This is a genomic window from Vibrio antiquarius, from assembly GCF_000024825.1.
In the GTDB taxonomy this organism is placed as follows: domain Bacteria; phylum Pseudomonadota; class Gammaproteobacteria; order Enterobacterales; family Vibrionaceae; genus Vibrio; species Vibrio diabolicus.
Window position 1 is genome coordinate 85,177 of sequence record NC_013457.1, and the last position, 23,337, is coordinate 108,513.

General features: G+C 45.7%; 19 protein-coding genes. 5 read left to right on the forward strand and 14 right to left on the reverse strand.

All coding sequences use genetic code 11. The features are described 5' to 3' along the window. Positions 1-17: 17 nt before the first annotated feature. Positions 18-1,349 carry an anaerobic C4-dicarboxylate transporter gene (locus VEA_RS15425; RefSeq protein WP_005394592.1) on the reverse strand — a complete coding sequence of 444 codons (1,332 nt, stop codon included), beginning with the start codon at positions 1,347-1,349 and terminating at the stop codon, positions 18-20. 421 nt (positions 1,350-1,770) lie between these two features. On the opposite strand from VEA_RS15425, the gene VEA_RS15435 reads away from it, so the two are divergent. Together VEA_RS15435 and VEA_RS15440 are read left to right on the forward strand one after the other, a co-directional pair. Next, positions 1,771-2,508, forward strand: a complete 738-nt coding sequence (locus VEA_RS15435) for a siderophore ferric iron reductase (protein ID WP_012842230.1) — start codon at positions 1,771-1,773, stop codon at positions 2,506-2,508. Between the two features lie 89 nt (positions 2,509-2,597). Continuing rightward, positions 2,598-4,769, forward strand: coding sequence for a TonB-dependent receptor (locus VEA_RS15440; protein WP_012842231.1), 2,172 nt, complete (start codon positions 2,598-2,600; stop codon positions 4,767-4,769). A gap of 53 nt (positions 4,770-4,822) precedes the next feature. On the opposite strand, the gene VEA_RS15445 is transcribed toward VEA_RS15440, so the two are convergent. Beyond that, a complete protein-coding gene (locus tag VEA_RS15445; protein WP_012842232.1) occupies positions 4,823-5,014 on the reverse strand; it encodes a DUF2986 domain-containing protein in 192 nt (63 codons plus the stop codon). Positions 5,015-5,150: 136 nt separating this feature from the next. Between VEA_RS15445 and VEA_RS15450 the strand changes: the two genes are divergently transcribed. Beyond that, positions 5,151-5,660: a GNAT family N-acetyltransferase gene (locus VEA_RS15450; RefSeq protein WP_012842233.1), complete on the forward strand. Its 510-nt coding sequence runs from the start codon at positions 5,151-5,153 to the stop codon at positions 5,658-5,660. A gap of 13 nt (positions 5,661-5,673) precedes the next feature. Beyond that, positions 5,674-6,063 (forward strand): nitrous oxide-stimulated promoter family protein, encoded by a 390-nt coding sequence (locus tag VEA_RS15455; RefSeq protein WP_012842234.1) that lies wholly within the window; start codon positions 5,674-5,676, stop codon positions 6,061-6,063. 48 nt (positions 6,064-6,111) lie between these two features. Here VEA_RS15455 and VEA_RS15460 read toward each other — a convergent pair whose 3' ends face one another. After that, complete coding sequence (locus tag VEA_RS15460) at positions 6,112-7,272, reverse strand: MFS transporter (protein ID WP_012842235.1); 1,161 nt, start codon at positions 7,270-7,272, stop codon at positions 6,112-6,114. Between the two features lie 176 nt (positions 7,273-7,448). Then, on the reverse strand, positions 7,449-7,883 hold the full coding sequence (trxC, locus tag VEA_RS15465; RefSeq protein WP_012842236.1) for a thioredoxin TrxC: 435 nt from the start codon (positions 7,881-7,883) through the stop codon (positions 7,449-7,451). Positions 7,884-8,045: 162 nt separating this feature from the next. Here trxC and VEA_RS15470 point away from each other — a divergent pair, with 162 nt between their 5' ends. Beyond that, positions 8,046-9,140: a ketoacyl-ACP synthase III gene (locus VEA_RS15470; protein ID WP_005394577.1), complete on the forward strand. Its 1,095-nt coding sequence runs from the start codon at positions 8,046-8,048 to the stop codon at positions 9,138-9,140. A gap of 86 nt (positions 9,141-9,226) precedes the next feature. On the opposite strand, the gene VEA_RS15475 is transcribed toward VEA_RS15470, so the two are convergent. The 10 genes from VEA_RS15475 to VEA_RS15520 form a co-directional block, all read right to left on the reverse strand. Further along, positions 9,227-10,552: a DUF1501 domain-containing protein gene (locus VEA_RS15475; protein WP_012842237.1), complete on the reverse strand. Its 1,326-nt coding sequence runs from the start codon at positions 10,550-10,552 to the stop codon at positions 9,227-9,229. Between the two features lie 9 nt (positions 10,553-10,561). Further along, on the reverse strand, positions 10,562-12,130 hold the full coding sequence (locus VEA_RS15480; RefSeq protein WP_012842238.1) for a DUF1800 domain-containing protein: 1,569 nt from the start codon (positions 12,128-12,130) through the stop codon (positions 10,562-10,564). 407 nt (positions 12,131-12,537) lie between these two features. Then, complete coding sequence (locus tag VEA_RS15485) at positions 12,538-13,800, reverse strand: hydroxymethylglutaryl-CoA reductase (RefSeq protein WP_012842239.1); 1,263 nt, start codon at positions 13,798-13,800, stop codon at positions 12,538-12,540. Between the two features lie 350 nt (positions 13,801-14,150). After that, positions 14,151-15,386 carry a mannose-6-phosphate isomerase, class I gene (gene manA, locus VEA_RS15490; protein WP_012842240.1) on the reverse strand — a complete coding sequence of 412 codons (1,236 nt, stop codon included), beginning with the start codon at positions 15,384-15,386 and terminating at the stop codon, positions 14,151-14,153. Between the two features lie 124 nt (positions 15,387-15,510). After that, on the reverse strand, positions 15,511-16,851 hold the full coding sequence (gene uhpC, locus VEA_RS15495) for an MFS transporter (RefSeq protein ID WP_012842241.1): 1,341 nt from the start codon (positions 16,849-16,851) through the stop codon (positions 15,511-15,513). A gap of 6 nt (positions 16,852-16,857) precedes the next feature. Further along, positions 16,858-18,360 (reverse strand): signal transduction histidine-protein kinase/phosphatase UhpB, encoded by a 1,503-nt coding sequence (gene uhpB, locus VEA_RS15500; RefSeq protein ID WP_012842242.1) that lies wholly within the window; start codon positions 18,358-18,360, stop codon positions 16,858-16,860. Continuing rightward, the gene (gene uhpA / locus VEA_RS15505) at positions 18,360-18,968 is read right to left on the reverse strand and encodes a response regulator transcription factor UhpA (protein ID WP_005376090.1); all 609 of its coding nucleotides are present in this window, start codon (positions 18,966-18,968) and stop codon (positions 18,360-18,362) included. The genes uhpB and uhpA overlap by 1 nt, the downstream gene beginning before the upstream one ends. A gap of 146 nt (positions 18,969-19,114) precedes the next feature. After that, positions 19,115-20,509 (reverse strand): hexose-6-phosphate:phosphate antiporter, encoded by a 1,395-nt coding sequence (uhpT, locus tag VEA_RS15510; RefSeq protein ID WP_021707729.1) that lies wholly within the window; start codon positions 20,507-20,509, stop codon positions 19,115-19,117. Between the two features lie 406 nt (positions 20,510-20,915). Continuing rightward, positions 20,916-21,746 carry a formate dehydrogenase accessory sulfurtransferase FdhD gene (gene fdhD, locus VEA_RS15515; RefSeq protein WP_012842243.1) on the reverse strand — a complete coding sequence of 277 codons (831 nt, stop codon included), beginning with the start codon at positions 21,744-21,746 and terminating at the stop codon, positions 20,916-20,918. Between the two features lie 53 nt (positions 21,747-21,799). Next, entirely contained in the window at positions 21,800-22,684 is an 885-nt protein-coding gene (locus tag VEA_RS15520) for a LysR family global transcriptional regulator AcsS (RefSeq protein ID WP_012842244.1), read from the reverse strand. Between the last annotated feature and the right edge of the window lie 653 nt (positions 22,685-23,337).

Below are 23,337 nucleotides of genomic sequence, written 5' to 3' on the forward strand. Positions count from 1 at the left end.
ATTGTTGATTTGGCTAATTATGAAGGAATGATCATTTGTCCTAACAAGTAGCCCAGACAGCAAGCACCAATCACACCAATCAAACCTACCGACATAAATGAGTGGTTGAAGTACCACTTACCAATCTTAGTGGTACCTGACGTATCGAAGTTCACTGTCGCGATATCTGAAGGGTAGTTCGGAATAAAGAAGTAACCGTATACCGCAGGCATTAGGCCGATAAGCAGTGCAGGATCCAGACCCAAGCCAAGACCGACAGGCAACATCATACGTGCAGTCGCTGCTTGAGAATTCACTACAACCGACACAATGAACAACGCAAGCGCGAACGTCCAAGGGTAGTTGGTTACCATCTCAACGATGCCAGATTTGAACTGAGGCATTGCGTATTGGAAGTAAGTATCTGACATCCAAGCGATACCGAAGATAGCAATGGCAGCCACCATACCTGATTTGAATACTACGCCGTTTGGTACGTCACGTGGATCAGTTTTGGTTGCAAGCAAAATGATACCGCCGAAGCAGAGCATCATCATTTGAATCACAACGGCCATGCTGATTGGTTTCGCGCCATCTACGATGGTACGAATGTCCGGCCACATCGCGATAACGACGATAACCAAGATAGACGCGATGAACAGCAACACAGAGTTACGAGCACTTGTTGGTAGCACTTCATCAAGAGACGTTGCAGTGGTGTTGAGGATCTTTTCACGCCACACCGGATCTTTTAAACGCTCTTGGTATTCTTCATCGTCTTCCAGTTCTTTACCGCGTTTTAGGCTGTAAAGTGACATCAGCAACGTACCGAATAGCGTCGCTGGAACAGTAACGAGCAAAATAGAAAGCAGAGTGATCTCGTGCTGAATATCAGAGAGTTGTGCCAAGTAGTAAACCACTGCCGCTGAAATTGGAGAGGCCGTAATCGCGATTTGCGAAGCGACGGAAGCGGCTGCCATTGGACGTTCCGGACGAATGCCGTTTTTCAGTGCAACGTCGCCAATGATTGGCATGATGGAGTAAACCGCGTGACCTGTACCGAGCAAGAAGGTCATAAAGTAAGTAACAAAAGGAGCGATCAGGGTGACGCGTTTTGGGTTTTTACGAAGCACACGTTCGGCAACTTGCAGCATGTATTTCAAACCACCAGCCGCTTCAAGAATGGATGCACATGTTACCACTGCTAGGATGATCAACATAACGGTGACAGGAGGGGAGGTTGGCGGCATCTTAAAGATGAAGACTTCAATCACCAAACCAATACCAGATACGACCCCAAGGCCTATACCACCATAACGTGAGCCGATATACAGCATCACGAGCAAAAATAGAAACTCAAGATACAACATGTGGATTTCCTTATTCAAAACAGGGGGCTATATAGCCAAATTACTTAATTACATTGTCCCGATATTCAGAAAGAAAATACTTCATGTTGTTCACACTCCTTTGGATAAGAAACAGCAATATTCAATTATTGGCAATAACTCACGCTACACAGGGAAACTGTTAACACAGTTTTATCAGGGTGTTTTTATGCTGTGTATTTTTGCGATCATGTCAGCGCTAAATGCGAAGAGGTTTAAGAGTTTGTTGCTATTCATCGCATACGTAACCAGACCTTACGGGCGCAAAGAGCTTGAAAATAGAGGCAGAGACCACAGATGAGAATAGGCTTTTTGTTATGTGAACACAAAGGATAATAGTTTGCATTGCGATTAGTGCTTGGGTATAAAGGTGTCAGAATGACTACACCAACAATAAACCATCATGTCTGAGCAATTTTTCCCGCAACTATTTCAAACTTCGAGTGAGATTACGCCTTACCTTCACGGTGATATTGGCGAAATAGGGCAAGAAGTTATTCATATCGAAAATGATATAAATCCGATCATTCAAGGCCTTTACCAACAGTTGTCTGAGGCTCATCCGGAAGCGGGAAAAGCGTATTGGTTGACGAGAACGTGGGATTTGTTGTGTTGGCAGCCTGTTTATGTTGCGTTCATTTCTATCTACGGTTTCCACACGTTGCCAAACATTCGTGAGATGGCGCAGCACCTCAAGCCTTGTTTTGTGTCTGGATATCGATTCGCTGACGAAACACATATACATGGTAAGCCAGAAGAATTAATAAAAGAGGCCGGACGTCAAATTCGAGAGTTGTTCGATTTCTACCAACAAGAAATGAGTCAATGGACGCGCATTCGCCCAGGCTTCACTCATCAATTGATGTCGGATGGGATCATGGCTTGTTTGATTCGTCTTCAACAGCGTTTTCCGCAAATGACCAACACGACATTGCGTGAGCATGCCATCTTGTGGTTACAGGCATTGGGTTTAGATGCCAACAATAGTCATTCACTTTATGAGACGTCACTGGATCAGCCGCTAAAATTGGTCAGAAAAAGCTGTTGTTTAGTCTATAAGTGTGAAGGCAGAAAGCTTTGTGAAGATTGTCCTCGTTTAGAAAAAAATCGACAGCTTATGAGCAAGTATAATCCTAATTAACATTTGGTTAACTTATGTAACAGTGCTCGATTTGAGAGTGAGAATAAGTATCATTGCACTCTCTTGTTGACAACAAAAAGATAAATACAATGATAAAAAGGACGTTTTCTCTTAATCTCATCGTACTTGCGATGAGCAGTGGATACGCAGTTAGCTCAATAGCTGCGGAAGAACTTCAACAAACATCAACACCAAGTGATGAACAAATGGTGGTCGTGGGCAGTGTGATGCCGAAATCGATCTCTGATATTCCAGGAACGGTTTGGTTTGTAGGGCAAGAGGAAATTGCCCAACAATATCGCGCGGGCAAGACACTTGGTGACATTCTTTCTGCGACCATTCCTTCGTTAGACGTTGGTACGGGTGGTCGAACTAACTACGGCCAGAACCTGCGTGGCAGAGCGATGTTGGTGATGATTGATGGTGTCTCACTGCAGTCTTCTCGCCCAATTAGTCGTCAGCTTGATGCGATTGACCCATTCAACATCGAGCGAATTGAAGTACTATCTGGTGCAACTTCCATTTATGGTGCTGGCGCTACAGGTGGTGTTATCAACATTATCACCAAGAAAGCGTATTCGGATGCATTGTCATTTGAATCCTACGTGAGTGGCACTACAGGTTTTAACAGCAGCGACGATTTTGATTACAAATTAGCCCAGTCTATTTCCGGTGGTAACGATCGAGTTGCCGCTAGGGGTTCGGTTGTGTACACCGAGACACAAGGTGCATTTGACGCAAATGGCGACATTGTCACCCCAGATATTTCCCAAGGTTCTCTGCAATACAACTCGACGCTTGATGTGATGGGATCGACAGAGATTCAAATCTCCGATGCCAGCAAGTTAAACCTTGTCGCACAATACTATGACAGCCAGCAAGATTCGCCATACGGCTTGTACATTGTTAACAATAAATTTGTTGATGTACGAGAGGGATTCGATTCCGATCGTGAACACGGTACAGAGCGAGTTCTCTTAAGTGCGAACTACGCTCACGACAGCGTATTCGACCATCAACTGATTGGCGAGTTGTCTTACCGAAGTGAAGACCAAACGTTTACTCCTTATTACCAAGGTGCTTCTCAGCAAAAGACAGAGGTTTTTGCTGGACGTTTGGCACTGGCAAAAAACTGGGAATCATTCAACCTTGTTTATGGTGTTGATGCGTATTTAGACCGTTTTGAGAGCAATCAAGCTCTATTCGATCCAAGCATTGCAAACAACTCTGGAAACTTGATTAATAAAACGTACGCCGAAGTTGGTCGTTACCCAGGTGTAGATGTAACGTCTTACGCAATGTTTGTTCAAGGTGACTATCAAATTAATCAAGATTGGTCCGTTCAAGCAGGCTACCGCTATCAATACATGGACAATAAGATTGATGACTTTGTTGCCTATAGCGTACAAAAGAAGATTGCCTCGGGTAAGGGGGTGTCAGCGGATGCGGTACCAGGTGGCAGCACCGACTACTCTGTAAGTCTGTTTAATTTGGGCACCATTTATCAGCTTAATGATGAATCTCAACTTTGGGCAAACTTCTCCCAAGGTTTCGAACTTGCTGACCCTGCGAAGTACTATGGTCAAGGCAGCTATGATGCTGTGGATGCAAACGGTCACTATGCGTTGAACAACAGCATTAATGTGTCTAACTCAAAAATGTCAGGTATTAAAACGGACAGCTATGAGATCGGTTACCGTCTTGATACCAACTCTCTTGCGCTTCAGGCGGCAGGCTATTACTCGCTTTCAGACAACTCCATCAAGTATGATAGAAAAACGTTGTTGATTACGAATGTTGACGACGAGCAGCGTGTTTACGGTGCAGAAGCAAACATCAATTACTGGGTGACCCGCGATATCCTGTTAGGGGCATCAGGACACTACGTAGTTTCTGAGCTGAAAACTGATGGTAAATGGGAAGATTTGAGCGCAGGTAAAGCCAGTACGTCTAAGGCTAATGCATGGGCTGCATACTACCAAGATTCGTACTCGATTCGTCTACAAAGTCAGACGATGTTTGATTACGAAGATGACGCCAACAATAAGTTGGAGGGCTACACCACGTTTGATCTTCTGGGTAATGTAACACTACCTGTTGGGCAGTTAGGCTTTGGTATTCAAAACCTATTTGACGAAGACTACACAACCGCTTGGGGTCAACGTGCGCAGATTCTTTACGCGGCACACTACGATGCAGCAGCTTACGACTACAAAGGAAGAGGTCGCACATTCACACTGAACTACAGTGTTGAATATTAGAGTCAATTCTCCTCGTACAACAAACAAAAAAGCCGCATAAAGCGGCTTTTCTTTTAGGCTTGATCTGTCGGCACTGTGTCTACAACATTTTCCGTGCTTTCCGAAGCTTGGTTTTGCTCTTCAGCTTCCATTTTTGCACGTTCAGCTTTGGAGATATAACGCGGCTTATTGCTCTTATGTAGCTTAGCGTTATGCTTCTTCTGCTTCGCTTTTAAGATCTGATTGATTTTCTTCTTGCGGTTCATGGTGGTGGTCCTTTAATTTAGCGGGGCAGGATAGTTATTTTTTTATCAAGTTACAACTAAATAAGCCCTTACGTCGGTCGCAAGATTCAAGTACGTTTCTATGTCCAATCATCTCTCGCGTTTTAATGGAGTCCAAATGAAAACACTGATCACTGAACGTTTGATATTACGTCTTGTGAGTATAGATGATGCACCATTCATATTAGAGCTTTATAACCACCCAGACTTTTATCGTTTTGTCGGAGATAAACAAATTCGTACTGAATATGAAGCGGCGCGTTATATAAAAGAAAACATGCTACGCATGCAAAAAGTTAAAGGCGTGAGTTTACTCGTAGTAGAGAAAAAGGACGATGGACAGCCGATCGGTATTTGTGGGCTAGTTAAACGTGACACATTGCAACACTACGATCTCGGGTATGGTTTTTTACCTTCTGCTTATGGTTGCGGCTACGGAGTCGAGTCGGCAACCGCGGTGCTGGAATATGCTCGAGGGGAAATGAAACTCGATAAGTTGGCTGCCATCACCAACAATGACAATATTCGTAGTATAAGTTTGCTCAAAAAACTGGGCTTTGAGTTTGAACGAGTTGAGCAGCAATACGATAATGGTCGAACGTTAGAACTTTACACAATGACGTTGTGATTTTTGGAAGCTCATGAGCGATATTTTACTTGGCAAGCTCGCCACTGAATTTAAGACGGTAAAAGCCATGGTAGAGGTTTACTGTCACGATCACCATGGAAAAAAAAGTGACTTGTGCTCAGAATGTCGTGAGCTGCTTGAATACGCAGAAGTTCGTCTTGACCGCTGTCCTTATGGAGAGAATAAACCTACGTGTAACAAGTGTCCGATTCACTGTTATAAACCGGATCCGAAAGAGCAAATGCGTTTGGTGATGCGTTACTCTGGCCCCAGAATGCTACTGAAACATCCCATCTTGGCGGTTCGTCATTTACTTCATGAAAAGCGCACGGTACCGGAAAAACCTGCAGCGAACGCGTCAAACCGTCACAAACGTTTATCTAAACAAAAACGCGAAGAATAAAAAACGAGGGCGACATGCCCTCGTTTTCGTTGAGTAGAAGTTGCGTGGTTAGAGGCCAGCGGCCATACGCTGCTTAGTTTTGCTCGCTGCAAGTAGCATGTATACGCCAGTCGCAACTAAAGCGGCAAACAAGTAGCCTAGTAAGCCATGTTCTTGGCCCATAAATTTATCAGCCACAACCGGGCCAGCAACAGAGCCAATGCTGTAGCTAAACAGCATGACTTGTGTGGCAGAGACAATAAAGCGCTCATCAAGTCCTTCGCAACCTAAGTTGATCGCAATTGGGTACAAGGCAAAAGTAGCTGCACCTAAAAAGAATAAAGCAGCAGCTAATACCACGGCTGATGATGAAATAAAGGTCAAACCGATCGAAAAAATACCCAAAATACAGAAGAACGCCATTAGCACTGTGCGGCTCATGTATTTGTTCAATGTGGTCACCATTGGTTGAACCAACATGCCACCTAGGATCACTAATGCCATCAATGTACCAATGTCTTGATGGTTGATTTTACGGTTAGTTAGCTCAACAGGCATTAATCCGTAGATCGCGCCTAAGGTCAAACCTGATACAACACAACCAATAATTGCAGCATGGTTTAGCTTGGCGATTTGCTTAAATGACAAAGCGGTTGATTCATGGCTGTTTGGTTGTTCACACTCAATAAACATTAGCACCAACATCGCCATTAGGATCAGAGTTGTGATTGCAATGAACGGAACACCGCCACTTACGCCAAGTACACCAATGCCAAATTGGCCTAATGCAGAACCGCCATAAAGCGATAGCATGTATAAACTCAAACGCTTTGCACGCGATGCTTCGTCGCCAGACATTAGCCAAGATTCAACAATGACAAAAACGCCCGCAACGGCAATACCTGCGATAAAACGAGCAGCAAGCCACACTAACCCATTAGCAAAAACGGGTAGCGTGACAATCGTTAGCGAGAATGCCGCTAAGCAGCCAATAAACGCTTTACGGTGACCAACTTGACGCACGACACGCTCAATAAACATCGCGCCGACCAATAAGCCGCCATAAAAAACACTCGCCAACCAACTCGCATAATCTGCTGAGATGTTGTATTCACCGAGCATGAGAGGGATCAAGCTCATTAAATAGCCCGAAGCCACCGCATAAAGAGACAGTGCGACGACTGGAACTGTAACTCGTGGTGATGCTGCAGGAACGACTGTGTTTTCCACTGTTTTGCGCCTATAAGTTAAATGAAATCTATGGGTTATTCGGCGCGAATATGAGGCTAATAGTTAGGCAAGTAAAATGATTAATTTAAGTCGTTTCGACAAATAATATTTGTTAAATAGATAGGTCGATAAGTTGCATAAAAACGCCAACCTACCAGTGAGGTTGGCGTGGAGGATTACTTATTAAGTGCTTGATTTAACCATTGATCAAACTGACTCTTAGGTAGCGCACCATTGATCATATCAACGCGTTGACCGTTCTTGAAAACCATGATGGTAGGAATGCTTCGAATGCCAAATTGTGCAGCGAGCGCTTGTTGTGCTTCTGTATCAATCTTTACAAAACGAGCCGTTCCTGCTTGTTCATGAGCGACATCCGAGAAAACAGGGGCAAAACCGACGCACGGATTACACCAAGGGGCCCAAAAGTCGACGACAACAGGCGTATCACTTTGTAATAGGACAGAAAAGTTATCTTGCGTTCCTTCGATAGGCGCGCCATCAAAAAGTGCACTTTTACATTTACCGCAAGTTGCAGACTCTGCAACACGCTCATTCGGGACACGATTTAGACCGCCGCATGAAGGGCAGCGAGTTTTAAACGATGACATGACTTCTTCCTTTATTACGTATTGATGAAAACATGACTTACCAGTCAGCCTCATTATTTGTATACTTATTTTTTAACCTGCCGAAATAACGCAGAGCAGGTTTGTATTTGAGCCTAAGGTTCTAAGAAATTTTATTAAAATACAACAATAAATAGGTCTGCGATGACAAATTACTACGCTGAAATTACAGGTTGGGGGAAATGTGTTCCTCCTGCCGTGCTCTCTAACGATGATCTTAGCACTTTCCTTGATACTTCAGATGAGTGGATTCGTACCCGCACCGGTATCGAAAACCGCCGTATTAGCCATGTAAATACTTCAGACATGGCAACCGTTGCTGCCAAACACGCATTGGCGCGCGCGGGCGTTGACGCCAGCGACGTTGATTTAATCATTGTGGCGACTTGTTCTCCGGATTCACTTATTCCAAACATCGCATCTAAAATACAGCAGAACTTGGGCATTCGTTCTGCGGCGGCCTTTGATTTAAATGCCGCATGTACGGGATTTGTCTACGGCCTTGAAACGGGCACACGTTTGATTCAATCAGGTAACTATCGCAACGCGATCATTATTGGCGCGGAAAGATTGTCTTTCTACATTGATTGGGCCATGCGAGATACCGCTGTTCTATTTGGTGATGGCGCGGGCGCCGTTGTGTTATCAAGAACAGAAAAAGAAACGGGTCTACTGCAATCTCAAATTGGTTGTGACGCTAAAGGTCGCGATATTCTATCCGTGCCAAAGTTTGGTACTTGTATGGATCGCTTTGCTGAGGACAACGGTTACTGGGATTTCAACTTTGTAGGACAAGAAATTTTTAAACGTGCGGTAAAAGGCATGGGGCTAGCTGCGAAAACCGTGCTTAAAGCATCACAGTTAACTACCGACCAAATCGACGTTGTTATTCCTCATCAAGCGAATATTCGCATCATTCAAACCCTATGTGACCTATCTGGGATCCCACACGACAAAGCGTTTGTGAACATCCAAAACTACGGCAATACTTCTGCAGCGACGGTGCCAATTGCATTGTGTGAAGCGGTAGAGCAAGGCCGAGTTAACCCAGGTGATAACATGCTTCTTGCTGCGTTTGGTGCAGGTTTGACATGGGGTGCGGCAGTATTGAAATGGGGTGACCGCGTAACGCCAATTGGTGAAAGTGATGCGGCTCTGCCTGAATGTGAGCAATCCGCGCTAGAATTGCTTGAGCGTGCCATTAAGCTGTGTAACGAGCGTCGTCGCGACGAAGCGTAACGGACACTCAGCGGAAATGATATTGAAAAGGGAGCGTAAATGCTCCCTTTTTCATGACAAGTTAATTAAGAGCTCATTAAAGCAGCTTAAGCCATAAAGCCAAGGTTTGAATTAGCGAAGTTGCGGATATTCGGGAACACGTATTCCAATGCCGCGTTATCACTCACGCCCATCCATTGCGCGAGAGTTGAGCCCACCTGATCTGCTGCAATTTGGGGTATGAGTCGACCTTGAGAATAGTCATCGTTTCCACCCAATACTAGTTCAGGCCATGTGCCGATAGGTCGCTGACCATTCACCGCGCCTCCAATCAATAGTTGATGACCACCCCAACCGTGATCGGTGCCGTTACCGTTGCTTGTCATCCGTCGACCAAAGTCAGACATTGTAAAAGAGGTGACTTGCTTGTTTAGCCCCAACCGCGCAATCGCACGATACATTGCTAAGAGGTTAGTTGCTAGATCTTCGAGTAGTACGGGGTGTCGAACTAATTGAGAATCGTGTAGGTCGTAGCCAGAGTGTTTAACGAAGAAGACTTGTCGTTGTTGCTTTAACACATCTTGGCTTGCGATCAATTTATAGACGGTTTGCATCTGCTTGCCGAGTGTTGATGAGGTGAACAGCGGCGCGTCATCAATATGATTGAGTTGCTCGCTTAGCACACGGCTCATCATCATCGACTCATCAACCATCAAATTAAAGTGGCCACTAAACGGATTCTCTGTTTGATGAGAAAGCAGTTGGTCATAGATCCCCTTGTATAGCGGGTTATCAATCGCGGTAAGCTGAACCGCACGGTCTTTTTTCAGCACGGTTTGGCGGTGTTCCATCGCGCGTAACCAAAGCGAGTTCCCGTGAACACTGTATAGTGGGGTTATTTCTGATTCAGAAGTTAATACGTCCAACATTCTGCCCGCCCAACCCAAATTGCTAGATTCTTGCATACCACCAAGTAACCAAGCGTCTGTTTGTGAATTGTGGGAAAACAGTTGCTCGGGAAGTGACGCTTCACCTAGCTCAATCGCTTGTTTTGTAACGGGATGGTTGAGAATACCGCTATTGAGCACGATATTGGCATCGCCTTGTTCGAAAATTGAAGACAGCGCCTTTAGTTTGGGGTGTAAGCCAAGTTCTACCAGATTATCCGAGCTATCGGTGGTACGCAAATTGATAGGGAGTATGTCGTCTTTGGTGACAGAAAGAGCCCCTCTGACTTTGGCATATTGGTTATAGTGCGCGTCAGACAACGGCAGTACAGTGTTGAACGCATCGTTTCCACCTGCTAAATAAACACATATCAATGCTCGAAAGTCATTGGATGGCGCCGCGAGAGAATAACCCGGTAGACCAAGCGAAGCTAAAGCGCCCATCGATGCAGTGCTTTTTATAAAATGTCGTCGTGAAATATCCATAATCCACTCCTAATCCTGAATATAGAATTCATCGCCGGAAATGGCGGTAAAAATCACCAAGGCGAGCTTTGTTGTTGGCACATAGTCCTCACGATATTCATCTAACACGGTGAGCATGAGTTTTGTTAATTCCGCCGAGGCCATTCCAGCAAAGAAGCGTGCGTTAACCAGCTCAACTAAGGCATCGTGATCATCCAAAAGAAGATAAAACTCGCCGAGATCGAGAGTGTAGGAATCACCGCCGCCTCTGCGAGTACTGGTCAACATATAGTTGACCAAATCGGTATAAACGGACCAGTTCAGTAGCTCATACTCAGGAGAGCTAATACCAGACTCCGTAAACTCGTTAGATGGTTGGTAGCCAGGAGAGTAAAAATTAAATACGGAAGGAGAACGAAGAGGTCCTTGATTGGCGATATTCATCATCGTAGTGGCGTCTTCGTAACGTGTAGATTTGATTGTAAAACCCGCAGCTCGATGAAAATTAGTAAGGACCAGTATTGGCTCTTTCACTTTTATTGGCGGGGTATCTGTCATGCCTAGAGCCTCAGAATCGAGCAAGATGGCATGAATGACCGCGTTTAAATCTCCTTTTTCTCCTTTGCCATTGTTATTGAATACCGAAGCAACACGTGCGATGTACTCCGGACTTGGATTCGAAGTTACAAAACGTTGGATAAGTAGCTTAGAAACAAACGGCGCCATGTTTGGATGAGACATCAAAATATCGATCACTTTTGAAAGCTCTTCTTGCGCAGTTAAACCAGCAGGAATTGTGTTACCAAGCAATCGTTTCTCGCCATCATCGTGTCGGTGGCTGATGACTCGCATCGGTTCGACAAACGCTAAATCGGCATTTTTCCACCCAGTTAATGCTCGAGCGAGTTCTTGAATATCCGTTTGGGTATATGTGGGGATAGGCTTACCCGTTGTACGATCAAGCTTTTTACTGCCATCGATATTCAGTTCATACAAGCCTAGGGTGAATAACTGCATCAACTCTCGAGCGAAGTTCTCATCAGGTAATGCACCCGTCGTGTTGTTCTCTTTTGCGCTACCGAGCATTGACAAATAGCTGCCCATAACAGGATGAATGGAAACGTCATATAATAAATCTCGGTAGTTGCCAAAAGCGTTAGCAATCAATACATCATAGTAGTCGACTAGACCTGTGGGCTTACTGGAAAGAACACCGCCATAGCGAGAGACCACTAAGATCTGGCTTAATGCATACGCCATGCGTTGTCTGAGTTGATCATCAGCAGTAATAACAATTTGATACCAAGCGTTTTCGCGATTGGATTGTGCGCCTTTGGAAAAAGGTGTCCGATAGAGCGGTTGATGATAGGTGGCAGGAAGGTAGATTTGTTGAGATATCCAACTTTCCATCCCGACTTCTTCTACCTCATCAATTAATGTTGGTGTTGGCCCAAAAGTGCTCTGATAGAGGAAACGCGCAACGGTTTGATCGGAGGGCGTTAGTTCCATTTCTGCTGGTACTGAAGGGACGTAACTTAGTAATAAGATGATCAACCCTAGTACCCAACAAGAGATTTCATTCTGTTTCTGACGTCTCATAGTTAACTCGCTTACCCGAGGGAACGACTTAAATCCATTTAACGGGAGTGATTAAGCTCATTTGAGCTAAATAATAAATTTAGAAAAATCAAGCAGCTGCAGGAACGAGTATAGTATCTATAAGTGACTAACAAAAAACTCAATCTATGAATTTGGTACTTTAGTGCTAGATGTTTTTGATATTTATTTAGGTAACGTACTGATATTTAATATCGCGTGAGAATAGGGTCAAACAGTGATATAGCGAGGAATGTGTGGTGATACTGCAATAATGTGGTCAACGTGAGAGTGGTGTAATTATTAAGTCTGCAATATAACTTAAACTAATTTATGAGCTAATAAATAAAGTTGTTTTATTGGCACAAGAGAAAACCGCATGGGTGTTCTCTTGTACAAAGTAAAAAGGATTATTTTCTAGCAAGTTTATGGTGAGCCCGGGAGAAGTGATCGGCACAAAATGCGCCCACAATCGAGAGTTCGCCAGCCAGACAAAGCGCAGCTGCGACTTCGGCTAAGGCTTTCGCATTGCCGTTGCCGTGCAAACCCAAAATATCCAAACATGCTTTTTGCGTTAGAAGGCTAGTGCCCCCGCCAACCGTGCCAACCATGATGTTTGGCAAGGTCACGCACGCGTACAAGTTGCCTTGAGCGTCCACATCCATACGAGTGATACCAATGGCAGACTCTGCAACGCAAGCGGCATCTTGACCACACGCAATGTACAGCGCGGCAAGGGCATTCGCGTAATGCGCGTTTACGCCAATCGTCCCACTGAGTAAACCACCCACCGTGGTCATTTTGCCAAATTGAACCATAGACTCTGGCGTGGTATGCAGATATTTTTCCACTAACTCAGCAGGAATGGTCACTTCGGCGGATACTTTCTTACCGCGTACCGAGCGCAGCGTGTGCGCGTTTGGTTTTTTGTCGCCTGATAAGTTGCCATCCAAGAAGGCTTGCGTTGGTTTGATTGGGCTGGTCGCCAAAATATGATGGAACACTTCGTTTGTTGCGATGGTCACCATGTTTTGTCCGGAAGCGTCACCGGTCACGTATTCAAAGACCAAATAAACGTGGTTTCCTTCGATATTTACATTGATGTCTTTGAGTTTGCCATGTGAGGTGGTGGATTCCGCTATTTGACGAAATGCGTCAAACTGGGTCACAACCCAACTGACGAACTGACCCGCATCGGCAAGGTTATTAAAGGCGAACACTGGCGTTCGGCTCACCCCTTCACTCAGCAACAATGCGCTCGCGCCACCAGCAGCGGTAATAAGATTTGCGCCACGGTTGTAGGAAGCGACTAACGCGGCTTCTGTCGTTGCGAGCGGAACCAAAAAGTCGTCGTTCGCATACAAACCGTTGACGCGTAAAGGACCTGCAATGCCGACCGGCACATTAACAGTACCAATGAAGTGCTCGATGTTGTTGGAGTAAGCATCGCAATGTGACTGCGTGAAAGGATCAAGGATATGATCTTTATTGGTCACGTGTTCCAATACTTGCCAACGGCGCGCCAAATGCTTATCCGATAGGCCAGGGCTTAAGCAGAGACGTTTCTCTGGCTTGTGAAACTTCGGTTCTAATGCCGATTGAATCTTACTGCTGGTTTCGATATCGGAAAGGGCGGAGCTTTGAACAGGGTTATCTTGGTTTAACTTCGGCATACAAACGTTAACTGAAAAATCGAACCAGAGATTGTAGTGATTGGGGCTTTGATTACAACGTTGATTATACGTTTTGCAACAAATACCACTGTGTGAGCGCCTTTGTTATCCAAGTAATTTGATATTGGAGCGGAGGATTTACCAGAAATAAATGGGTTTTGACAATGAGTGCTGTAGTGAACAGAAGAATCGGGGGTAGAGAACTTAGATGGCTTAGGCCGCTGCGGATTTGAGTCGAAAAAGTGTAAGCATGAGTACCTTAAAAGCGGACTGGCTCAATCTATGAAAGGAATAAATTGTCTAACCCAGTCCCTTGGGTCAGACGCTAGTTTGAATCAGTTGTTCAAAAACTAGTTGAAGGCGCGAGCCACACGTCCCGCACTTTGAATGCGATAATGGCCAACGTAAGCAGGAACAAATACAGATTGTCCTTTCGCGGCGGTTAACGTCTCACCGTTATCACTGATGAGTGTCAGTTCGGCATCAATCGCCATCAAAATCTCTGCGCTGTTTGCCTCAACCACGTCGTGATTCGGTTGGTTAAGAATGCTGAAACTAAAGTCTGCGACTGGAACGGGGTAAAGGCTCTGGCAACCATTTGCATTGGGTTCAAGAACAAGGCTTTCAAACGGCTTAGGCACAAAGTCTGTGCATTTAACCAGTTCTTCAACATCCATGTGTTTCGGCGTGAGTCCTGCACGCAAAACGTTATCTGAGTTCGCCATGATCTCTAATCCCGTACCTTTAATGTAAGCGTGTGGCGTTTTTGCGCTCAGGAACATCGCTTCGCCAGGCTGCAGCGTGATGACATTCAACAGTAATGGCGCAAACAAGCCGACATCGCCGGGGTATTGAGTGGATAGTTCCAAGATGAGCTGGAAAGCGTCGCTGTCAGTGCCTTGCTCCGAGTCAGTGCTTTGTTCCGATTGATGTGAAGCGTGGGCAAGAAGCTGTTTCAGTGCTCGCTCTTTTGTTTCTCCTTCCATGGTCAGAATGTGCACAAAGAAATCGCGTAAACCTTGTGAGTTGGCTTCGTGTTTGAATGCATCTAGTGGCGCGCGTAGCTCATCGATATCGCAAAGGCTAAATGCCTCAATAATCTCGGAATACGAGCGAAAACCGTTCATGGCTTGGTAACTTGTCAACGCGTACACCAACTCAGGTTTGTGGTTAGGATCCTTGTAGTTACGATGGCTCGCGTTTAGTGGAATGCCAGCACTTTGCTCTTTTTCGAAACCTATTTCGGCATCTTGTTTGCTTGGGTGAACTTGAATCGACAGTGCGTGTTCGGCCGCTAAGATCTTAAACAGAAAGGGCAGGTCGCCAAATTTCGCTGCGGTTTCTGCTGATAAGTAAGCGGGTTGGTTTTGTTTAATCAGTTCAGACAAAGGCAGCGTGTTTTGCTCAACCTGAACTTCAGAGCAGCCGTTTGGGTGAGTACCCATCCATACTTCTGCTTGAGGTTCATTTGTTTCGTTAGAAAAGCCAAACAAATCGTGAATAGACGAGGTGCTTCCCCAAGCGTAGTTTTGGATTTTGTTGTTCATTTGAAAGAAGCTATGCGATGAAATAGTGTTCAAATTCATGAATTTTTCCCATAGTTAACCCTCCGAACTGAATCGGAAGAAAAATTGAGCAGAGATACGTTAAATAAGGATGGCGAGCGCGGTTAGGTCACTCGCCAATTTGCCCGAAGGGCGATAAGTCGATTTACAACCGAGGTTTTGGTTCGAGTGGTTTTCGTGATGGTTGCGCTTGCAAAAATGGCAGCAATAAAAGGCCAATGACGGCTGCACAAACTGAAATGGTGATGAAGAAACCCGTCCAATGATATTCTTCAAGAATTAACGCCAGTGGATAGCCAGACAATGCTGCGCCCATGTAGGCGAACAAGCCCACGAATCCTGTTGCCGCGCCTGCAGAATCTTTGTGAGAGCACTCCGCTGCCGCCATACCGATCAGCATTTGTGGCCCAAAGACAAAGAAGCCGATGGAGAACAATCCCGCCGCTTGGAATGCAAAGTTGGTCAGAGGCATCAGCCAAAGCGCAGAGACAGATAAGAAAATCCCAATCGCGAACAGCAAGTTCATTGGCCCACGGTTACCGCCAAAGAGTTTGTCTGAGCCCCAACCCGCAACCAATGAACCAACAAAACCACCGATTTCAAACATCGACAGAGCAGCGTTGGCGTTAATCAGGCTATAGTGATGCTGCTCTGTTAAGTACAGGTTTCCCCAGTCATTGATTGCGGTTCGGACGATGTAAACCAACACATAACTGAACGCGAGCAGCCAGATGTATTCGTTGTTAAATACGTACGATTTCAGAATTTCGCGGTAGGTGAGGCCACGTCCGTAATTTTCTTGCGCAAGTTCTAGCGCGTCGTTGCGCCATTGTCCGACACTTGGCAAACCCATTGTTGTGGGTTTGTCGCGCAATCGCCAACAAACGAATAGACCGAGTAATACGCCGATGATACCGGGTAGAATAAAGCCTTCACGCCAGCTGTAGTGCAACGTTAAATAGCCCACCAAAATAGGGATCAGCGCGCCACCAACGTTGTGTGCGGTGTTCCAAATCGCCCATAAGAAGCCACGCTCGGAGCGTGAATACCAAGTGGTTAGCAGCTTGGAGCATGAAGGCCAGCCCCAGCCTTGGAACCACGCGTTTAAGATCCACAGAGTGATGAAAGCCGCGAGTGAGCTAGAAAAGCCGAACGCGATATTGACCAGACCTGTCGCAATCAAGCCTAGCCCCATGAAATAACGAGGGTTAGAGCGATCCGAAATCGTGCCAGAAATAAACTTCGAGCAGCCGTAGGTGATGTAGAAAAGCGTGCCTATAAGACCCAAATCGCCTTTGTCTAGGCCAAGATCGGTAATCATAGCTGGTGCGGCGTAGTTAAAGGTCTTACGGGTAAAGTAGAAACCTGCGTAGCCGATGTACATCCCCAACATAATGTGCAAACGCCAATGGCGGTAACGCTGGTCGATTTGCTCTTTGCTCAGACTCGGTTGAGTAAATTTAGGTGAACGTAAAAATCCAAACATCTTGAGTTACACCTTAGGTAAAGTAATGCTGATTTGTGTGCCAATAACTTGATCGCTGGTGGAGTAGATAACCATTTTTCCACCTAACGCGTGCACACGCTCTTGCATGCCGCGAACGCCCATGCCTTTCATGCTGTCCTGAACTTTGAAGCCGACACCATCATCGTTAATCATCAGTGAAACCGCAGCTTCTCCAATTGTCAGTTCAATATTGATCAACTGCGCTTCTGCGTACTTGGCTGCGTTATTTAATGATTCTTGGCATAAACGGAATAGGGTGACTTTGAGTGTGTCACTCAGGCTGGTGTAATCGCCCTGCCAGTTCAGTTGAACGTTGGTTCCGTGATTGGCGAACTCCATTTCTCGCGTTAGTTGCTCGACGGATTCTTTTAAGTCCAAATCATCCAGCATTTTTGGTCTTAGCTTGCTTAACAGTCGCTTAGTGGTGTCGTACACGTTGAGGGAAAGCCCTTCGATCATGTCGGCGCAACCCACGCTTGTTTCTGCGTTATTTACCCGCTTAATGATGTTGGCTTGTGTGCGGATCGCCGTGATGTTCTGGCCGATTTCGTCATGTAGCTCGCGCGCAATATCGCGTCTTACGGATTCTTCCGCTTTGATAAGCTGGCGAGACAAATTCTGGTTGCGTGCAAGTTCGCCGCGCAGTTTGTGATTGAGGTCTTTTTGTTTCTGAACCCCTAAACCGAGCATAATGCCGGTGATGGTTTGCGCCGAGAGAGATAATAACAAATCGGTGATTTCTAGATTTGATACGCCGCTGCGAGCCGCAATCAGCGCAATGCTGTTGAGCATGGTGGCGAGTAGGGCTCCTTGCCAGCCGTAACGCAGAGCAAGCACGATGATTGGAATCGCCATACAAAATGGCGCAAATCGTTTTAGCTCTTCAGGCAAACTGGTTTGCACCAAAATACTGCCGATCAAAAGCAGCGCATAAAGCACGATATGACGCACCTGAAATACAACGGCATTACTAAGTAGGAGAGAGCTAAGCGGAGACCAACGACTTTGGAACAAATAACTCCATAACAAGTAGCACATAGGCACCACGAGCAAGCCTCCAGAAATGCTAGCCAGCCACACCATGTAAACCGAAGGAACGTGAAAACCAACGGCCATCACATTAATAAACGCGCTAATGATAATGACAACGCCCATGACGGCTAAGTGGCGGTTTTGGTCACCGTAGTAGTATTTTTTCGCAATCAGTGTGACAGGGATGCTGGCAACGCTGGCGATCAGCACGGTGAGCCATTGAGGTTGCTCTAATAGGGTCGCAAGTGCAATCGTCAGCGCCCATTCTGATACGTAGATTGTTGGCCAGTAAGCGGTGCGAGTGTGCAGCGCAATCCCCAGTCGTAAGGCGAATGGGAAAAGCAGAATGGCGAGCTCTGGATCATTGACAAAGTAATAGGCAATCACCCACAAGCAAAACCAAGCGCAAGCCATAACAAAAAGTCCGCAAATGGTGGTAACAGCGTAAGCTCGCATTAAAAGGACTCTTGAGAAAATAGTTTGGCGAGCTCAACGTTGTTTTTCACGCCGAGTTTGTCGATGGCATTCGCACGATGCACATGCACGGTCTTGTGGCTCAAGCCAAGCTCTGCCGCGACTGACTTTACATCCAACCCGGTCGCAAGTAGCTGACATACCTCGTTTTCACGTTTTGTCAGTTGGCATAGAGAGGTGGTGTTGTCGCTAGGCGTTGCAAGTTTAAGTGCAATATCTGATGTGAGGTAACAGCCACCAGAAGCACTGGTTCTCACGGCTTGAATAAGTTCGTCTGGGCTACAGCGTTTACTAAGATAGCCTTTTGCACCTAGCTTTAGTGATTTTTCCACCATCGCAGGGGAGTCATGCACGCTAAGCATCACGCAGGCAATGCCAGTTGGTATTTCGCTAAGAAAGTTTAAGCCGCTTTCATCTGGCATGGAAATATCTAGGATGACGACGTGTGGGTGTACCGCAGGCAACCCTTTGCGCGCTTCTGCGACAGAACCAAATTCACCAACAACGGTAATATCACTTTCTAAATTTAATAATTGTGCGAAACCAGAACGCACGATGACGTGATCATCAACTAGAGCAACATGAATCATTATTACAACCAAATAGAGCAGACGACTAACAACAATAAGCTCCAACAGGAGCCAATAGAAAAATCTTTAATGATACTGAATTGAACCATGCTTTTTAATGATCTTGCGCGCTTTACCGCTTTACCGAAGTAAAGCGCGCAGAGAAGTTAGGCTTGGTTTTGTGCAAGTTGAAGCTTCTTCGCGTGTCGAATCTTCTTCTCTTCCGCGATAGCGACGAAAGCAAGCAAAACAATACAAATCATGGCGGAGGTATCTAGGGCTGCGAAGGTACCTTTCCAACCTGTTAAGCCGAAGATAGGTGTACCGTCTGCAATCATACCCAAGCCTAGTTTTGCAAAGCTATCGCCGATTAGGTAAGCGAAAGTACCTTTTACGCCGTCAGCCACACTGATTGCTTTTTTAGGGACAAAACCAACCGCGGCAACACCGATAAGAAGTTGCGGACCAAACACCAAGAAGCCCAATACAAATAGAGAGGCCAAGTACATGAACTCGCTAGTGGCGTGTTGGTAGAACTCAAGCGATACGATGATCAAACCAAGAGACACACAAGCAACCAATGCGCGGCGACCGTTTGCTAGGTCAGATAAGTAACCCCACATCAACGTACCCACAAGTGCACCGACTTCGAACAGAGTAAAGCCAGAGATTGCCGTTTCTTTTGACAGGCCAAGCTCTTGGTACGCGTATACCGTTGACCATTGGTCGATGCCGATACGAACGATGTAAAGGAAGATGTTTGCAAAGCAAAGTAGCCAGATAACTTTGTTTTTGAGAACGTATTCAACAAAGATTTCTTTTTTGGTCATCTGGTTTTCTTCTGCGGCGGTGTCTTCTTCACTCACTGCTTCATCGAAAAGTTCTTCTACTTTACCTAGACCGTAAGCTTCTGGAGAGTCGCTACCAAAGCGCATACCGATAAAGCCAACGATGATCGCGATGATAGAAGGGAACACGAACATACCGATTACGTGGCCGTCGAATAGGTAGTTAGCACCGAAAAGAGCAACACCCGCTGCGCCAGCACCACCTACGTTGTGAGACATGTTCCACAAGCCTAGGTAAGAGCCGCGTTTGTTACGAGGTGTCCATTTTGTAATGGTTGAGTAACTAGAAGGGCCACCAGTACTTTGGAAGAAACCACTCAGAGCGTAGAAAGCCACCATCAAGAACAGGCTTGCACTACCGCCGCCCATGCTGAAGCTGAAACCAAGCATTGCAAGACCAGAAAGGATCAGCATAAAAGGGAGGAATTGCTTGGTGTTCTTACCGTCAGCGTAGTAAGACACAACGGTTTTACCGATGCCGTATGTGATGGAGAAGCCAAGGCCAATAAGACCTAGGTCTGTCATGCTCAAACCGTAAGTTGAGATCATGTCGTTTTGCGCGACATTGAAGTTCTTACGAATCAAGTACATGGTTAGGTAGCCGATGAATACGACCAAGTAAGATTGGATGAAGGGTTTAAACCACATCTTTCTTCTAACTTCGACAGGAAGATCGAGGGTCGGCTTCCGCACCTGTTCGAGGAATTTTAACATGATGAACTCTCTTGTAATTGTTTTAGAAACACAACGGAGACCGTTATGCGCTCTTGTTACCTTTGACTGAGCGGAATTCTAGAGAGTGGTTTTGTGAGGCACATGAGATGGTTGCCTAGATCGGCTAGGAAAAATTCCTAGAAATGCCTAGGAAGGCGGAAAAGCGTGAAAAGAGTCACACAAAATCCTTACTAATTTATGGGTTTTTGACAGGGTTCTTATCGGATTGGAAAGCGTTCAAATGCAAAGGGATTAATATGCATAAGCTTAGTGGTGACAAGGGGTGAGCACGTTTGGTTGGAGAGAATAGTGTCTTGTCGCTAAGTATCAATTGGGAGTGAGAAGCAAACAAAAGAGACCCAGAGGTCTCCGTTAGAAATATTAGGAATTCGGCTAGGTCGACGTGTTAAGGCGCAGGGCTGTATAGACGCGGCGAGCCGTGTTTTGGCAAGTGAATTAGGTTCAAATGGTTTCTTCTTGCCCATTCGACGGTTAACGCTGTAGGTGCAGATAAGCAAACCAGTGTGGGGATGCGCGCGCGAACGGCTTTGTGGATCAACTCTAAGCTGCAACGGCTTGTCATGATTGCGAAGCCACTTTGAGGTTCGATGTGATTGTTGGCCAATGCGCCAATCAACTTATCTAGCGCGTTGTGGCGGCCGATGTCCTCTCGGCACAACTTGATGTTGCCTTGTAAATCTGCAAATAAAGCGGCGTGTAACGCGCCAGATTCACGTGCGGCTTCTTGATGCTGTGCGACTTTGTCTCGCAGCCCTTCGAATACATCGGAGCGCGGAGGAAGAGACGGTGTCAGTGGCACCAAATCAGGCAAAGCTTGTTCAAGAGCCTCGACGCCACAAATGCCGCATCCGGTTGTGCCAGCAAGATTTCGGCGTTGTGTTTTTAACGCCCAGAAAGCGCGGTTGCTGATTTCCACTTCCGCATAGTAAGATTCGTGATCGCCACCAATTTCAATGTCTTTGATCTCTTTGAAGTCGTGGACGATGCCTGTGCTTAGGCTAAATCCTTTCACGAAGTCTTCCAGATGGCCTGGCGTCACCATCATGACCGCTTGGCTAATGCCGTTGTAGCTGATAGCTAAAGCTGACTCACTCGCCAGCGACATTTGTTGCACTGGGCGGCCATCAATCAATTCTCGGTAATTGAATGCACTTGGTTGAGGTGGTGCTTGATTGAAATCGGACAGTTCAAAATAAGATTGAGTAGTACATCTCATGAAATCACCTCATAAGCCGTTGTGTATGCCAAACATTGACGTGTGGATTGTTGTTATCGATTGAATATGCTTTTTGCTGCTGCGAAACACTGATCGGTTAGCGCGGAGAAGGGTTCTTGTTTTCGCTTTAACAAACCTAGCGGGGCGTGAACGGCGGCTTCTTCGATAGGCATAATGCGAAGCGTATCGTTCAACTCTTCCAATCCACAATTCAGCGGCATAATGGCGCAACAAAGGCCACTGGTTACTGCTTGGATCAAGTGAAAGGTGGAGTTACTTTCAATGACGGTTTGTGGAACTAGCCCTTTACTCACAAAGCTAAGATCAACCGAGTGGCGATAGTGCATGCCCTTCGAAAGCAGCCCTAGCGGAATGTTATTGAGTGACTCCCACAACACTTCAGATTCGGCAAAATCAAAATGACGCTCATCGAATAAAACGCCAAGTTTGGTCGAATCTAGCTCGATAACATCGAAGTAAGCGGTGTTGACTTGATCGACATAACACATCCCCAAATCAAGCTGATTGCGATTGAGTTGGTCTATGATCTGTTCGGTCGTCATGGAGAGTATTTGAAAGCGTAACTCAGGGAACTGTTGAGCTAATGGTTTGAGCAATTGTATCGGGTTTTGGCTGGCGAGTGGCACCATTCCAAGCCGAAGTGAACCGACCAACTGACCACGGCAGTTAGCAGCCTCGGCTTGCAATCCATCATGAGCGGCTAATACGGTTTTCGCCCAAGCTAAAATGCGTTCTCCGGCTTCAGTAAATCCTTCAAATCGTTGACTTCTCTGGATTAATTCGAGGTCGAGTTCTTCCTCTAAGCTTCGGATTCTCATGGACAAGGTAGGCTGCGTAATGTGGCACAATGCGGCGGCTTGACCAAAGTGTTTGGTCTGTTCAAGTGCGATGAGATATTTCAGTTGTTTGATATCCATAATGGATTGTTCACCTTGCGTTGTGAGTCACATGTACGGGGGAACTCCCTAAAAAAGGGCACAGCACTACCGTACTTTTTTAAGCGCTGGAGCGTTTTAACTGGGAAATGGAAAACCAAAACCAAGTCAAGAATAAAACCACACTCAAAATTGATCTGAATCAAGGCTATTCCTGATATTAATTAGGGTCAAATTTAAAGTATCTATAGTGTGATAGATACTATCTATTATCAAGAATGCCGATTTTATTGAGTTCGTTAAGCGAACTAGGTGGAATCGAATGGGAAAACAATTAACCTCATAAACTGTATTGATTAAAAATGTGATGAGCGTCAGTGGAAAAGTTCGTCATAGATTTTGTTTATCACTCGGTCAGGATTATCAATTGGACGCATATTGAATAACGACTTAATCTTTGATTTAGATCAAGGCGCAACAATGCAAGTTGAATCTAACAGTCTTAGAAACAGTAGGCGGGTATCCGATAGCAAGAATCTAGATAAGTAAACGCTCGGACAAGCGAGAGCATGTTGAGTGGTTACTTATTTGGATTAAAAAATACATGGATTAGAAACTAAGCCCTTCAATACTTCCGCATTATCTCAATAAATAACGCGCTTGTTTTCACGGGCACCCTGCTTGCTGGTATATCT

What these genes read in the sequence shown, in the direction of transcription:
- VEA_RS15425 (WP_005394592.1), bottom strand. Translation starts at nt 1,349, where the DNA reads ATGTTGTATCTTGAGTTTCTATTTTTGCTCGTGATGCTGTATATCGGC.
- VEA_RS15435 (WP_012842230.1), top strand. Translation starts at nt 1,771, where the DNA reads ATGTCTGAGCAATTTTTCCCGCAACTATTTCAAACTTCGAGTGAGATT.
- VEA_RS15440 (WP_012842231.1), top strand. Translation starts at nt 2,598, where the DNA reads ATGATAAAAAGGACGTTTTCTCTTAATCTCATCGTACTTGCGATGAGC.
- VEA_RS15445 (WP_012842232.1), bottom strand. Translation starts at nt 5,014, where the DNA reads ATGAACCGCAAGAAGAAAATCAATCAGATCTTAAAAGCGAAGCAGAAG.
- VEA_RS15450 (WP_012842233.1), top strand. Translation starts at nt 5,151, where the DNA reads ATGAAAACACTGATCACTGAACGTTTGATATTACGTCTTGTGAGTATA.
- VEA_RS15455 (WP_012842234.1), top strand. Translation starts at nt 5,674, where the DNA reads ATGAGCGATATTTTACTTGGCAAGCTCGCCACTGAATTTAAGACGGTA.
- trxC (WP_012842236.1), bottom strand. Translation starts at nt 7,883, where the DNA reads ATGTCATCGTTTAAAACTCGCTGCCCTTCATGCGGCGGTCTAAATCGT.
- VEA_RS15470 (WP_005394577.1), top strand. Translation starts at nt 8,046, where the DNA reads ATGACAAATTACTACGCTGAAATTACAGGTTGGGGGAAATGTGTTCCT.
- VEA_RS15475 (WP_012842237.1), bottom strand. Translation starts at nt 10,552, where the DNA reads ATGGATATTTCACGACGACATTTTATAAAAAGCACTGCATCGATGGGC.
- VEA_RS15480 (WP_012842238.1), bottom strand. Translation starts at nt 12,130, where the DNA reads ATGAGACGTCAGAAACAGAATGAAATCTCTTGTTGGGTACTAGGGTTG.
- VEA_RS15485 (WP_012842239.1), bottom strand. Translation starts at nt 13,800, where the DNA reads ATGCCGAAGTTAAACCAAGATAACCCTGTTCAAAGCTCCGCCCTTTCC.
- manA (WP_012842240.1), bottom strand. Translation starts at nt 15,386, where the DNA reads ATGAATTTGAACACTATTTCATCGCATAGCTTCTTTCAAATGAACAAC.
- uhpC (WP_012842241.1), bottom strand. Translation starts at nt 16,851, where the DNA reads ATGTTTGGATTTTTACGTTCACCTAAATTTACTCAACCGAGTCTGAGC.
- uhpB (WP_012842242.1), bottom strand. Translation starts at nt 18,360, where the DNA reads ATGCGAGCTTACGCTGTTACCACCATTTGCGGACTTTTTGTTATGGCT.
- uhpA (WP_005376090.1), bottom strand. Translation starts at nt 18,968, where the DNA reads ATGATTCATGTTGCTCTAGTTGATGATCACGTCATCGTGCGTTCTGGT.
- uhpT (WP_021707729.1), bottom strand. Translation starts at nt 20,509, where the DNA reads ATGTTAAAATTCCTCGAACAGGTGCGGAAGCCGACCCTCGATCTTCCT.
- fdhD (WP_012842243.1), bottom strand. Translation starts at nt 21,746, where the DNA reads ATGAGATGTACTACTCAATCTTATTTTGAACTGTCCGATTTCAATCAA.
- VEA_RS15520 (WP_012842244.1), bottom strand. Translation starts at nt 22,684, where the DNA reads ATGGATATCAAACAACTGAAATATCTCATCGCACTTGAACAGACCAAA.